Source organism: Methanosphaera sp. WGK6 (genome assembly GCF_001729965.1).
Lineage (GTDB): Archaea > Methanobacteriota > Methanobacteria > Methanobacteriales > Methanobacteriaceae > Methanosphaera.
In genome coordinates this window covers 59,443-72,670 of record NZ_JRWK01000002.1, presented here as the reverse complement: position 1 = coordinate 72,670, position 13,228 = coordinate 59,443, and the positions used below count along the sequence as shown (strand labels likewise).

The window sequence follows — 13,228 nt, the reverse complement described above, 5'->3', positions numbered from 1 at the left end:
AAAAACTCACCACTCCTTATTAAAAACATAATATAACTTGAAAAGAAAAACAAAAAAGAAAATAAACTCAATCATCCTAAGAGTTAAACAAAAATATATTTTCTTTCTTGTAAACTTATACTTTTTTTATAAAAACATGATTCTAAAAATAATTAATTTATATTTTAATTAAGAAACTAAATTAAATATTCTAAAGATTATTAAAAAAAAATTATTTATAAACTTGTCTCCTTTTTATTAAAATAAAAACATGATTAACTAATTATATCAAAAAATTATAATATAATAATTATAAAATATAATATGGAAAAATAAAAGGGAGGTAACCTATAATGATTGATAGTAAGTACCAATACTTAAAAAAGCTTACAAAACAACTATATAACATGAAATCAACTAAAGTAGATAAAGAACTTGATGGGACAACACCACCTTCAGTATTTATAGGTACTTATAATTATCCTAAAGTTTTTGCAGGACCCTTACTTACAACAGCTTATGAAGATTCAAGTATCATGGACAAACCGGAACTTTGGATTAATAATAATACTAGTCAAGAAGAAATTATAGGTTACAGACTAAACTTAGTTAGAGGAAAACAGACCATTGGTATAACAGACCTTGAAAATAACTATGTTGAAAAACTACAAGAAATAACTATGGCTAAAACATCAGTTACAAGTGAAGCAGAATTTAATAAAAAACCAAGAGGTATGACATTTAGTGCAGAAAATGCACCGCACGGACCAAGTGCAGAACTTAAAAAATTTGATATTGATAACTTCAAATGGGAACATCAACTAGAAAAAGCATATTATGACACAGATCTTAAAGCAGCAGATGCAGTCGAAATACTACATAAAAAAGAAATCCCATTTACACAAATACAAAAAGCATTTTCAGTAGGAACTATGGGTGAAAAAGATAATAGAAAATTAGTTCCTACAAGATGGTCAATAACAGCAGTAGATACAATCATTGCAGACAAATTACTTGAAAATGTTAAATATTATCCTCAAATTGACACATACCGAGTATATGAATATACTAGTCTTAATAATTATTATGCAATACTTGAAATACCAACACCATGGCAATTTGAATGGATGGAAGCATTTTTAGGTGTTAAAGGAAGAAACTTAATATTCACAGATTATGAACATAACAAGGGTAAAAAAGAGTATTCTCGTGTAGGTGGATGTTACTATACATCAAAAATGGCTGTTCTTGAACAATTAGAAAAAGAAAAGAAACAGGCAGGATGTATTATATTTAGAGAAGCAAATGAGGATTATATACCACTAGGAGTGTTTAATGTTCGAGAAAATGTTAGACATGCAATGACATCAAAACCAAAAGAATTTGAAACAATGAAACAATCACTAAATTATATTGAAACAAAATTAAAATTAACTGTGGATGATTTTAGAAAAGCAAGTGATTTACTTGATGAAGTTTTGAAAGAAAGACAAACCACATTGGACCAATTTTTTTAAGAAGGAATTAAAATGTTAAAGCTAGAATATAAAAAAATATCCAAACATACACGTAATGCTATGAAAAAAGCTATTGATTCAAAGAAGAATTATTATACTGAAGCTATTGATACTATAAAAGAATTATTACCATCAAAGGAAATACATATACTAAATAGTGCTAATAGTGCAATATTTACAGTAGTTGAAGCATTACCTGAACCTATAGTTATACCTGATGAAGGTGGATGGAATGGATTACAACGGTCTGCAAAAATATTAAACAAGGAAACTCATGAAATTACTACTGAAGATGGTTTGATAAATTTAAAAGAATTGAGTAATTATTTTAATGAAAATGATGTAGGTTCCCTCTATATTACAAGTCTTGTTGGTTATACTAAAGAGCAACCCTTAAAAGAAATTTCTGAACTATGTAATCTACATGATGTAATACTTATAGTAGATATTTCTGGTTCTATTGGAGATGACTACTTATCAAATACTGCATATGCTGATATTCAAGTATCATCCACAGGAAGTCCAAAAATAGTAAATGTTGAAAATGGTGGATTTATAAATAATATCACTCAGAAAATAAAATTCAACAATCATCTTTTAAAAACATTTAAAGCAGATAATATTACATGTGCTGGAATTATAGAAGAAATACCCTATGCTAAGATAAATCTAGAAAAAACAATAAAAGCAACAGCATATCTTAAAAATAAATTAATTGAAGAACTAGAATCAGATAAAATACATGATATTATTCATAAAGATGGTCATGGTATTAATATAATCATATCTGAAGAAAGTAAAAGTAAGGCAAAACAATTATCATTTAAAATTAGAGAAAAACTAGAAATAAGTAATAATAAAAGTATTATAACCACAGGACCTAATTATAATAGACTTAAAAGACCTTGTGTGTGTATTGAATTAAAAAATTTAGATATAACTTCACTAACTATTGAAAACTTAGATAAATTAAATGATATTATCATTGTAGCAATTAATGAATAAAAAAAAGAGTGAAAAAGTTATGCTTTAATAGATAATAAAGCTATTTTTTCATTCAAATTATCTATAATATTTTCATCATCAATTAAATCATATGTTCTGATTATTTTACTAGAATCATATTGTTCTAGTAATTCATCATTTCTAGTATTTAATAAGCTTTCCATCTCATTTACTTGTTCATCACTAGTATTAATATACAATACTGTGATATTTCCTTCTTTTTTGATTCCTAGAATTTTCAATGCTTCACTTATCTGTTTTTGAGCAGATAATCTAACGCCTATTTCTAATCCTTTATCTTTTGCAAAATTCTGTTTTTCATTAAATGCTTTGAATGCTTGTGATATTCCCTGATTTAAATGATCTTCCCCACAAATATAATCTGTGTCCAATAGTTGAATTATGGAATCTTCTTTTAAATCTGTGATTTTATCCACTTTTTTTAGAAAATCAGGAATATTACTAATATGATTATCCTGATAGGAATGTACAATTATACTATAATCATCCAAGAATTTTTTTTGTAAGTCAGTCATTTGTTTCATCTTCTTTTTTCATCAGATAATATTTTATTTATTCCTTTAAGATATGCTTCTACACTTGCTAAAATTACATCAGGTTTTGTACTTCGTGAAGTAATTACTTTATCACCATATTTAAGTTTTACAAGTACATCAATCAATGCATCAGTTCCACCTGTCACTGCATCTACATGGTATTCTTCAAGTGTAATATCCGCAGTATCCACTATACTTTTTCTTATTGCTTCTATTGCTGCATCAACTGGACCTACTCCCACCCCAGCTTCTATTTTTTCTTTATTATTTATATTTACTTTTACAGATGCTGTTGGTGTTATTTTATTTCCAGATACTGTTGTATATTCTTCTAGAATCAATGAATCTTCAGGATTAATACTTAATACTTCATCAGTTATTGCTTGTAAATCAACATCAGTTACTGTTTTCCCCATATCAGATAACGATTTTACACTTGCAAAAATTCTATCTAATTCTTCATCAGTAACATCTGTGTTCGTTTCTTTTATTTTTTCATGAATTACGTGTTTTCCAACATGTTTTCCTAGTATAAATCTTCTCCTATGACCTACTTTTTCAGGATTTATTGGTTCATATGTTTCTGATTTTTTTAATACTCCATCAGCATGTATTCCAGATTCATGTGCAAAAGCATTACTTCCAACTATTGCCTTGTTTGATTGTAAAACTACTCCCGATATTCGCTCTACTAGTTGTGATGTTTCATAGAATAATTCTGTATTTATCCTAGTATCTATACCATATAATGATTCTATAGCCATTACTAGTTCTTCACAAGAAGCATTTCCTGCTCTTTCACCAAGTCCATTTATTGTTACATGTGCTTCTGTTGCTCCACCATTTAATGCAGCTAAAGTGTTTGCTACTGCTAATCCAAAATCATTATGACAATGCACACTTAATGGTCTTGATAGTTGAGATAATTCTTTATAGAAGTCATATGATTTTTCAGGAGTTAACAATCCTATTGTATCACATGCACATAATCTATCAGCACCTGCATCAATACACAAGTTATATAAATGTTTAAGATCACTAACTTCTGTTCTTGTTGCATCTTCTGTTGATAATTCTACTATTAAACCATGACTTTTAGCATATTCAGTAGCTTTTACTGCCATTTCTTCAACTTGTTCTCTAGTTTTTCGTAATTTATATTGGATATGTAAATCAGATGAAGGAATTACTAAATGAATACTATCTACATCACAAGCAAGTGCTGTATCAATATCTACTTTAACTGGTCTTGCAAAACTACATATTTCTGCAGATAAATTATTTTCAGTTATTGCTTTGATACTTTTTTGTTCATCTTTGGATGTTATTGCAGAACCTGCTTCTATTACATCTACTCCTAGTTCATCTAGTTTTAATGCAATTTTTAGTTTTTCATTAGATGTTATTAACACCCCCGGGGTTTGTTCTCCATCTCTTAATGTTGTATCTAGTATTTTTAAATCATTTAGCATTAGGATCACCTATTTTTTACTTAAAACAGTTATTATACGGGTTAAACTTTTATGCATACGTATTGCATGTTGTTCATCTATTTTAAGTGGTGTGTTTTCAATTACTTCATATAAATCTATATAGTGTGGACTTGCCATACATATATATCCATCATCCTTAAGATAGGTGGATATTGCTATTAGTGCTTCATGATACAATTCTTTTGTATCATCTCCACCAAGTGTGGTTGATATACCATAGGGTGGATCCATAGCCACAGCATCTACTTTTTCAGTTAATTCTAATTTTCTTACATCTTCCCACATTATTTCAAAGTCTTTAAATCCTTCATGAGCAAGATTAAGTTTTGTTCCTTCATACATGTGTTTTTCAATGTCTGAACCAATTAATTTTGTATTTAATTCACCTGCTTCTATGAGAATTCCACCAGTTCCACAGAAAGGATCTAAAACTAGGTCATTTTCATGAACATGTGCAAGATTTACCATACATAATGCTAGTTTAGGACTCATAGATCCCGGATGGAAATATGGTCGTTTATGGGGTTTGTTATCAAAGAAATGTTTCTTATTTTGTTCGAGTATTAGTTCGGAAATAATTATTTTATTATATCCTACAACAGATGATTCTTTATATTCATTAGTTTCAAGAATTGGGTCTGTGTATACAAGTTTTATTGTATGAACAGCATTATCTAATGAAACAGGCATTTGTGATTCTTGTTTAATGTATCCACCAATATTACGTTCAATACCATCTTTGTCCACATCACCATTACCCATTCTTTTAACACGAACTTTGAATGAATCTTTAACATATTCTTTCCAGTTAATTGATTCAATTGATTTTTGAAGATTATCGGGTGTTGTTTCTTGAATATTTGATAGAATTTCATGAGTATATGCTAAGTGATTACCTAATTCTAGAATATTATCTAATGTTGTATCAACATCTAATTCTACAACTCCGGGATATTCATTTAGTATTTTATAATCAATATCCAAAGTTTTTAATCTTGCTAATAATTCTGCTTTAGGTAATGTTTCATTTTCTTGTGATAAAATTACTGTGATTTCCATATATTTTTCAGCCTCCTTAGGCCTATTTTCGGTAATAATTTAAATATTATTCCTGTTTTTACTAATTGTTTTAATAAAGGTGTTTGATTATCCATATCACCATATTCTGAAATTATTTCATCAACATGATTTTCTTTTAATTGTTTAAACATGTAATTAAAATCATCTTCAGTCATGTCCTGTATGATACTTTGCACATTCTGTTGTGCTCTAAATTCATTACCATATTTTTTATGATATTCTTTTTGATAATTTTCAAGATATTTATTATTTTCTTCTTCAAGCATTTTATTTGAATTATTTACTGCTATATCAACACAATTAAATCCAGCTATTAATCCTCCACCTGTTGTTGGTTTTACTTGACTTGCAGAATCACCTAATAAAATAGTGTTATTTTCAACAATATTCTTCTTGAAATTATATTTAGGTATGGATCCATAATGTTTCTGGGAAATAATACTTTTAGAATCAATCATACTCATCAATATTTGATTTGCATTGTTATATGATTGCTGTGTAAATAAACCTATTCTTTGTTCTGTTGGAGATACTGGAATTTTCCATACAAATCCAGGTAATATTGAAGAATTTACATTAACATCCACATAATCAGTAGATGTTAGTTCTGTTTTTACTGTATATTGTATTCCCATAAATGATTCATCAGTTAAATTAGGATTCATTTTTTTAGATGTTGATGAGTTAGGTCCACAGGATACTGTGATAAGTCTAGATGAATACTCCCTATCTGTTTTGATACTTGTATTGTTTATGTCAACATCGAAAACACGTTCACCTAGATGAGCATCTACTCCAGCATCAACTGCTCTTTCAAACAAATATTTATCATACATAACCCTATCTAATACATATGCTACTGTATCTTCTTTTTCAACAGTAATACTTGTACTATCAGGTGATATTAAGTTAGCACCTTTTACTTGGTTATCTATGAATTCCTTTGGTAAATTTTTTGTATCATTTATATTTGTTGAAACGATACCTGCACATTGTAATGGTTGACCTATCCTATTTTTCATGTCAAAAAGACCAACATCATAGCCTAATTTAGCCATTTTATAGGCATAAGTAGAGCCTATAGGTCCTGCTCCAACTACAATTATATCATATTTTTTCATATTCCCATCCAATTTATTTTTTATAAGTATAAACAATTAATAAAAAAAATATCTTCTAATAAATTAAGATATTTGAAAAAAGATAAAAAAATAAGATTATTTTCTATGATTTCTAAACATTTCTTGATGTTTTCTTACAATTTCATCATCATTCATTTTAGATTTTTTATGAGTATTCTTATTTTTTTGCCATTTATTCTTGTAACCTTCATAATTAGATTGCTCATATGAACTTTGATTATATTCATCTTCAAGATAATCTTCATTATTAAAGTAATGTACATTTTTATTTTTATTAGTCCTCTGTTGATTTCCTGTATATTCCTCATAATCATCATAATTACGTTGAGGTGGCATATATTGTTGATTATAATTTTGTTGATTATGATTATGATTAGAATTTCCATTTAAACGATTGAATATTATTTCCTCTACATTTTTAGGATCAGGTATATTATCTAATATTGTTTCAGGATGTTCATGACCACCATATATTATAACATCACCTGCATTTAATAATCGTTCTAATATAGTTTGAGAAACTTCTATATCCTGTATTTTCCCATAAGACATCATAATTTTTTCTTTACGAAAAATTCCCCTCTTAATTATTATACGTGATTCTGTTAGTGTATAAAGTGTAGAATTCCAGTCAAGTACATCCAATAATATTCTAAGAAGTACTAATATTATACAAAATATGAGAATTAATTCCACTACAAAAGTCATATTTGTAAAGTTTAATTGGAATGATGTTAGTAATTGAATTTGTAGATTAGAGAAGATTGCGAGTATTGGTGTGAAGAAAAATACTAACAAGAATAATACAACTATTTTAAATATAAAATTGTCTATGTGTAAAATCATACTTGGTTTAACTTCAAGTAAAGTTTGTTCAGACACATTATCCCTGAAATTAGAGTTATTCTCTATATTATGTTGTTTTGGTTTTGGCATCATTTTAAAATGCCTCCGTTTTTTTAAATATGTTAAATATATTTGTTGATAATAAATAATATAATTTTATATAGAGTCATAAAAATAATGAATTAATAATTACTAAAAGGAAAAATCTCATGAAAACTAAACTTTATTCCAAAGACATTAATGTTGATTCAACACATATTTCTTTAAAAAGCGATTTGGATTATAATATTATCCCATTTATTGAAAAACAAAGACAGATAATTACCGATGAAATTAGAATTAATCCTGATTTTATAAAATATAAACCAATACCCCTTATTCATAAAGAAAAAATATTAGAACATATGACTTATGCTGGAAAAATATCAGATACTGGTCCTATGTCTTCAGTTGCTGGAAGTGTTAGTGAAGTATGTCTTGAAGAATTTATAAAAAGAGGATCTAAGTTTTCTATTATTGAAAATGGTGGTGATATTGCTTTAAAAACAGAACGAAAAGTAATTCTTGGAATATATGCTGGTGAAAGTGTGTTTTCATATGAAATTGGTTTAAAAATAAAACCTAAACCTAAAGGCTATGGTATTTGTACATCATCATGTGCTGGTCCTTCTAAGAGTTTTGGTTTAACTGATGCTACTATTGTTTTTAGTAATCAAAGTAGTGTTGCTGATAGTCTTGCTACATGTATTGGTAATTATGGTAATGGTGATAGTGATGAAGAGATTATCAATAATTCATTAGAAAAAGCTGAAGAGTATTCTGAGTATTTTGAGGGTGTACTTGTTATAAAAGGAGATACTCTTGGTAAAACTGGACATATTCCAAAATTAGTTAAAACAAGAAATAAACATTAAAATTCATTAATAGAAGTAGAATAAATGGAGATTAATTATAGGTTTTCAAGACAAACTTCTTGAAGTACTTGTGCATCAGGATTATCAGGATACATTACTAAAACTTTAGTAAAACAATCTATTGCACTTTTGAAGTCATCTAATTCCATGTAAGCTACTCCTTTATTGTTTAATATTATAGGATTATTTACATCAATTTTTAGTGCATTATCATAACATTCTATTGCTTCACTATATCTTTGCAAACCCAATAATGTATTTCCTTTACTTGCCCATGTATTTGAATCATCTTCATTATCTAAACATAATTCTATTGACTTATCATAAGATAGTAATGCTTCTTCACTTTTTCCAAGCATGTTTAAAACTGTACCTCTTTCATTCCAAACATCAGGATCATTATCATCTATTTCCAATATACAGTCAAAGTATTGTAATGCTTTTTCAAAATCTGTGAGCATTTCATAAATCAGACCTCTCCAGTAAAGTACTGTTGTATTCTTTGGATTAATTCTAAGAGCTTCAGTACTCATTTTAAGTGCTTTATCTGGTTCATGTTTATTTAAGTAAGCTATAGCTATGTTATTATATAAGTATTCATTATTAGGGTCTAATTTTATAGCTTTTTTATAGTGTTTTATTGCATCACCAAATTGACCTAAACGTGATAAATTATCACCTATCCTGTTTAAGAGATTTATATCATTTTCATCATATTCAAGGGCTACTTTATAACATACAGATGATTCATGATAATTTCCCATTTCAAATAGTGCATCTGCTTTCTTTATGATGATATTTTTCTGATTAATAGCAGAGCCTTCCCATTGACTTACATGTAGTTTATGAAATTCAAATACTTGGAATTTATCTTTAGCTTTTGTATTGTTAGGATATGTTTTTTTAAGATCTTTTTCTAATTCTTTTGAATTTTTATATCCTAATTTTATGGCTAGTTCTGAATTATTTTTTATTTGCTCAAATGTTATAATATCCACATGAGTTACTTCAGCTTCAAATAATTTCTCCCTTTCTTTTGAAAGAATATTCCAATAACAATATAAACGGTCTCCCCTGTATAATGGTTGTTTCCATAAACGCCTTATTGTGATATTTCTTTTACCACTAATCAAATCAATATCTTTGTTTCCTAATAATAATATTGGCATTTTCTTTACCCTTTTTTAATAATTTGATTTCCAAATTGATTAGATTTTAAATGTATTTCAGGAATATTTGTATCTAAATTATTTAATATATTTACTAAATCATTTGGATTTGGTTCAGCATAATCTGCTAATCTTGAATCATATGTAACTCTATTTCTAAATTGTTGTAATGTATACATATTACATCTAATTTCTTTAGTTAAATTTTCAATATCTTGAGGTTCTAATAATTTTGGAACATATGTTGTCCTACATTCTAGAAATACTTCATGTTCTAATATAATATCTATTGTTTTATTAATAGTTTCTTTAACATTGCTTGGATAAATATCAGTGATTTTATAATATTTATCTAAGGGTGCTTTGATATCCATTGCTACATAATCGAGATCATTAATTATTTTAATAATTTCGTCAGGATGTAAACCGTTCGTATCTAACTTAACTAACAAATTATTATTTTTAGCCTGTTTAATAAAATTTTTAATAACATCCAAATGCAATAACGGTTCACCACCACTGAGAACAATTCCATCAATAAAATCAATATTTTTCTCTACTTCTTCTTCAATTTCTTCTATATCCCATTTAGTTAGTGTTTCATTCTTTAATAATTGTGGATTATGACAATATTTACATCTAAGGTCACAACCAGGCGTAAAAAGCACTAATGCCATTTTTCCAGGAAAATCTAATGAAGAATAAGTTGGTTGTATATTCATATTAATCATGTGTGTTTTTTTAAGTAAATATATTATATCTCAATTATAATAAATATTTTTTTAAATATAGTTCGTATACTACAAAAATATATTATATAAAAAAATATTAAAACTACGAAAACATAATAAAAATTAATCAAAGTAATAAATAAAAAAAATAATCAAATTAATTATAAATAAAATTTTTAATAAAAAATCCCAAAAAAATTAAACTAAATTTATGAAAAAGTGATATTTATGACTGAAAAAACTAAAATATATGAAGGCGCAAAACTAGTAGGAGATGTGACTTTAAAAAATAATGTATCCATTTGGTACAATGCAGTTATTAGAGGAGATTTAGAACCAATAGACATTGATGAAAATTCAAATGTCCAAGATAATTGTGTAGTGCATGTTAGTAAAGACCATCCTGTAAAAATTGGTAAAAATGTATCCATAGGACATGGTTCCATCATACATGGATGTACCATTGATGACAATGCACTCATAGGAATGGGTGCTATAATTCTAAATGGGGCACACATTACAAAAAATTGTCTTGTTGGAGCAGGAGCACTTGTAACTGAAAACAAAACATTCCCTGAAGGATCATTAATCATAGGTTCACCAGCAAAAGCAGTAAGACAATTAACTGAAGAAGAAATTAAAGGAAACTTAGAAAATGCTGAAGAATATGTAAATCTTGCATTTAATGAATAATAAGAATATTAAGTGATTATATGGTTAAAACAAGAGCAATAATCGATGAATTTGACACATACATCCCAGGTAGATCTAAAAAAGAAATTTCTGAAGAATTTGGAGTGCCTGAAGAAGAAATCATAAAACTTGGATCAAACGAAAATCCATGGGGTTGTGCTCCAGGAGTTAAAGATGCAATAACAAATGCAATAAGTGAAATGAACAGATATCCTGAATCAAATCATGAATATCTTAAAGAAAAAATTGCAGACTATGCTGGTGTTAGAAAAGACCAAGTACTTGTTACGGGGGATGGGGCTGATGAACTTTTAGATATTATAGCTAAAACATTAATTGATCCCGGAGATGAATTTATTGTACATCCACCAACATACATGTACTATTCATTTACATTCAAACAATACCAAGCAAAAGCAGTATATGCAAAATGGAATGTTAAAGAAAATAAATTAGATGTTGATTCCGTACTTAATAATATAACTGATAAAACAAAAGTAATATTTCTTTGTACACCAAACAACCCTACTGGTGGATTAATACCCCAAGACGATTTAATCAAAATCATTGAAGCAACAGATGCTCTTGTTGTTATTGATGAAGCATACTGGGAATTTGCAGAAGTTAATAATGTGAATTTATTAGATAAATATGATAATGTACTTATTATAAGAACATTTTCAAAAGTAATGGGACTTGCAGGTCTTAGAGTAGGCTATGGATTATCTAATCCAGATTTACTTGAAAAAATATCTAGAATAAAACCAGTATTTAGTGTAACTGTTCCTTCTCAAAAAGCAGTTATTGCAACACTTGATGATAAACAATACATTGAAGAATCTACAACCAAAGGTATTGCTGAGAGAGAATATTTATACGAAAGTGTAAATGCTATAGAAAATTTACACATCTATAAATCAAAATCCAATTATTTATTAATTGATATTAGAAAAACTGGATTTACTGCAAAAGAATTAGCTACAAAACTTATGGAAAAAGGAGTTATCGTAAGAGATTGTACCAGTTTCTACGGTCTTGATGAATACTATATCAGAATTAGTATTGAAACTCATCCTAAAAATGAAAAATTTATTGAAATATTAAAAGAAATACTTAATAAATAAATATTTCTCATCTTATTTTTTTAAAACAAATATTAATGTCTTATAGGATCATGATAAATTAATGCAGCTACAACACAGGCCTTATCTACAACAGTATGTGTTTGAATTACTGCTTTATAATCCAAAATTTCTAGTCCTCTTTTTTCAATCATATATTCTGCCATGAATTTTGCTTCTTCTTCTAAATCCTTAACTGATTTATTTATCCCAGATGTTTCTATTACACAACCCATTTCTTCTGCTTGAGCATAAGCTATTACTGCAGCTATTTCATCCCCCTGATTATCAGAATATTGTCTAGATAATACACAATTTGTCATCTCCCCTGGTTTTAATTCAGGCATTGGTATTATTTCAGTATTAGGTGGTAACATACTTGAAACAGGAATTAAGTTAACATTACCTATATCAGCATCAAGTAATGCATTATCAAAAGCATTTAATTTTGTAGGTCCTTCAGCTTTTCCTTTAGTTAAAGATATTTTCATTATATTAATTCTCCCATGAAATTTAATGTTATTATATTTTTAAATAATCTTTTAAATAAAATATGGGTTATTTTACTTTAGTAACATTTAGTTATAAAAAAATTAAAAAAGTATATAAGAATATTCTTATATACTTAAGTTATGGAAAAAATAGATGAACAGAAAACTGATGAAGAAATAGAAAAAACATTCAAACTTCTTAGTAATCAAAATCGTTTAAAGATAATACAAATACTTGCCAAAAATAACCAAGAAGTAACAGTAAATGAAATTGCAGAAAAAATAAACATAACTCAACCTGCTGCTTCACAACATTTAAAATTATTAAAAAAAGAAAAAATTGTTAAATGTGATAAAAAAGGCAATAATATCTATTATAAAATCAATACAAGAACAATTAAAAAAAGAAAAAAATGTATTGATACATTATTCCATAACATATTAAAATAATCAAATTAATTAAAATCACATCACATAAAATAAGGAGTAT

General features: G+C 27.3%; 14 protein-coding genes. 6 read left to right on the top strand and 8 right to left on the bottom strand.

The features are described from left to right. Nucleotides 1–332: 332 nt before the first annotated feature. Nucleotides 333–1,496: an Nre family DNA repair protein gene (locus NL43_RS01395; protein ID WP_069592204.1), complete on the top strand. Its 1,164-nt coding sequence runs from the start codon at nucleotides 333–335 to the stop codon at nucleotides 1,494–1,496. 12 nt (nucleotides 1,497–1,508) lie between these two features. Next, on the top strand, nucleotides 1,509–2,501 hold the full coding sequence (locus tag NL43_RS01390) for a hypothetical protein (protein ID WP_069592203.1): 993 nt from the start codon (nucleotides 1,509–1,511) through the stop codon (nucleotides 2,499–2,501). 17 nt (nucleotides 2,502–2,518) lie between these two features. On the opposite strand, the gene cgi121 is transcribed toward NL43_RS01390, so the two are convergent. From cgi121 to NL43_RS01365, 5 genes are all read right to left on the bottom strand, one after another. Continuing rightward, nucleotides 2,519–3,037 carry a KEOPS complex subunit Cgi121 gene (gene cgi121, locus NL43_RS01385; RefSeq protein ID WP_158005536.1) on the bottom strand — a complete coding sequence of 173 codons (519 nt, stop codon included), beginning with the start codon at nucleotides 3,035–3,037 and terminating at the stop codon, nucleotides 2,519–2,521. A 5-nt stretch (nucleotides 3,038–3,042) separates the two neighbouring features. Next, complete coding sequence (locus NL43_RS01380; protein ID WP_069592202.1) at nucleotides 3,043–4,530, bottom strand: (R)-citramalate synthase; 1,488 nt, start codon at nucleotides 4,528–4,530, stop codon at nucleotides 3,043–3,045. Nucleotides 4,531–4,539: 9 nt separating this feature from the next. Further along, nucleotides 4,540–5,610 carry a DNA methyltransferase gene (locus NL43_RS01375; protein ID WP_069592201.1) on the bottom strand — a complete coding sequence of 357 codons (1,071 nt, stop codon included), beginning with the start codon at nucleotides 5,608–5,610 and terminating at the stop codon, nucleotides 4,540–4,542. Further along, on the bottom strand, nucleotides 5,595–6,752 hold the full coding sequence (locus NL43_RS01370) for a geranylgeranyl reductase family protein (protein WP_069592199.1): 1,158 nt from the start codon (nucleotides 6,750–6,752) through the stop codon (nucleotides 5,595–5,597). Before NL43_RS01370 ends, NL43_RS01375 begins: the two co-directional genes overlap by 16 nt. A gap of 96 nt (nucleotides 6,753–6,848) precedes the next feature. Beyond that, complete coding sequence (locus tag NL43_RS01365; protein ID WP_069592198.1) at nucleotides 6,849–7,712, bottom strand: PH domain-containing protein; 864 nt, start codon at nucleotides 7,710–7,712, stop codon at nucleotides 6,849–6,851. 116 nt (nucleotides 7,713–7,828) lie between these two features. On the opposite strand from NL43_RS01365, the gene NL43_RS01360 reads away from it, so the two are divergent. Further along, entirely contained in the window at nucleotides 7,829–8,533 is a 705-nt protein-coding gene (locus NL43_RS01360; protein WP_069592197.1) for a UPF0280 family protein, read from the top strand. Nucleotides 8,534–8,568: 35 nt separating this feature from the next. On the opposite strand, the gene NL43_RS01355 is transcribed toward NL43_RS01360, so the two are convergent. Next, nucleotides 8,569–9,702: a tetratricopeptide repeat protein gene (locus NL43_RS01355; RefSeq protein WP_198923175.1), complete on the bottom strand. Its 1,134-nt coding sequence runs from the start codon at nucleotides 9,700–9,702 to the stop codon at nucleotides 8,569–8,571. A 5-nt stretch (nucleotides 9,703–9,707) separates the two neighbouring features. Further along, nucleotides 9,708–10,424 (bottom strand): anaerobic ribonucleoside-triphosphate reductase activating protein, encoded by a 717-nt coding sequence (locus NL43_RS01350; RefSeq protein ID WP_069592372.1) that lies wholly within the window; start codon nucleotides 10,422–10,424, stop codon nucleotides 9,708–9,710. A gap of 237 nt (nucleotides 10,425–10,661) precedes the next feature. Here NL43_RS01350 and NL43_RS01345 point away from each other — a divergent pair, with 237 nt between their 5' ends. Then, nucleotides 10,662–11,126 carry a gamma carbonic anhydrase family protein gene (locus NL43_RS01345; protein ID WP_069592196.1) on the top strand — a complete coding sequence of 155 codons (465 nt, stop codon included), beginning with the start codon at nucleotides 10,662–10,664 and terminating at the stop codon, nucleotides 11,124–11,126. Nucleotides 11,127–11,146: 20 nt separating this feature from the next. Continuing rightward, a complete protein-coding gene (gene hisC / locus NL43_RS01340) occupies nucleotides 11,147–12,250 on the top strand; it encodes a histidinol-phosphate transaminase (protein ID WP_069592195.1) in 1,104 nt (367 codons plus the stop codon). Nucleotides 12,251–12,282: 32 nt separating this feature from the next. On the opposite strand, the gene NL43_RS01335 is transcribed toward hisC, so the two are convergent. Then, nucleotides 12,283–12,738, bottom strand: coding sequence for a pyruvoyl-dependent arginine decarboxylase (locus tag NL43_RS01335; RefSeq protein WP_069592194.1), 456 nt, complete (start codon nucleotides 12,736–12,738; stop codon nucleotides 12,283–12,285). 141 nt (nucleotides 12,739–12,879) lie between these two features. Here NL43_RS01335 and NL43_RS01330 point away from each other — a divergent pair, with 141 nt between their 5' ends. Then, on the top strand, nucleotides 12,880–13,188 hold the full coding sequence (locus NL43_RS01330) for a helix-turn-helix transcriptional regulator (protein ID WP_069592193.1): 309 nt from the start codon (nucleotides 12,880–12,882) through the stop codon (nucleotides 13,186–13,188). Nucleotides 13,189–13,228: the final 40 nt, after the last annotated feature.

What these genes read in the sequence shown, in the direction of transcription:
- NL43_RS01350 (WP_069592372.1), bottom strand. Translation starts at nt 10,424, where the DNA reads ATGAATATACAACCAACTTATTCTTCATTAGATTTTCCTGGAAAAATG.
- NL43_RS01345 (WP_069592196.1), top strand. Translation starts at nt 10,662, where the DNA reads ATGACTGAAAAAACTAAAATATATGAAGGCGCAAAACTAGTAGGAGAT.
- NL43_RS01390 (WP_069592203.1), top strand. Translation starts at nt 1,509, where the DNA reads ATGTTAAAGCTAGAATATAAAAAAATATCCAAACATACACGTAATGCT.
- NL43_RS01365 (WP_069592198.1), bottom strand. Translation starts at nt 7,712, where the DNA reads ATGATGCCAAAACCAAAACAACATAATATAGAGAATAACTCTAATTTC.
- NL43_RS01360 (WP_069592197.1), top strand. Translation starts at nt 7,829, where the DNA reads ATGAAAACTAAACTTTATTCCAAAGACATTAATGTTGATTCAACACAT.
- NL43_RS01330 (WP_069592193.1), top strand. Translation starts at nt 12,880, where the DNA reads ATGGAAAAAATAGATGAACAGAAAACTGATGAAGAAATAGAAAAAACA.
- hisC (WP_069592195.1), top strand. Translation starts at nt 11,147, where the DNA reads ATGGTTAAAACAAGAGCAATAATCGATGAATTTGACACATACATCCCA.
- NL43_RS01380 (WP_069592202.1), bottom strand. Translation starts at nt 4,530, where the DNA reads ATGCTAAATGATTTAAAAATACTAGATACAACATTAAGAGATGGAGAA.
- NL43_RS01370 (WP_069592199.1), bottom strand. Translation starts at nt 6,752, where the DNA reads ATGAAAAAATATGATATAATTGTAGTTGGAGCAGGACCTATAGGCTCT.
- cgi121 (WP_158005536.1), bottom strand. Translation starts at nt 3,037, where the DNA reads ATGACTGACTTACAAAAAAAATTCTTGGATGATTATAGTATAATTGTA.
- NL43_RS01375 (WP_069592201.1), bottom strand. Translation starts at nt 5,610, where the DNA reads ATGGAAATCACAGTAATTTTATCACAAGAAAATGAAACATTACCTAAA.
- NL43_RS01335 (WP_069592194.1), bottom strand. Translation starts at nt 12,738, where the DNA reads ATGAAAATATCTTTAACTAAAGGAAAAGCTGAAGGACCTACAAAATTA.
- NL43_RS01355 (WP_198923175.1), bottom strand. Translation starts at nt 9,702, where the DNA reads ATGCCAATATTATTATTAGGAAACAAAGATATTGATTTGATTAGTGGT.
- NL43_RS01395 (WP_069592204.1), top strand. Translation starts at nt 333, where the DNA reads ATGATTGATAGTAAGTACCAATACTTAAAAAAGCTTACAAAACAACTA.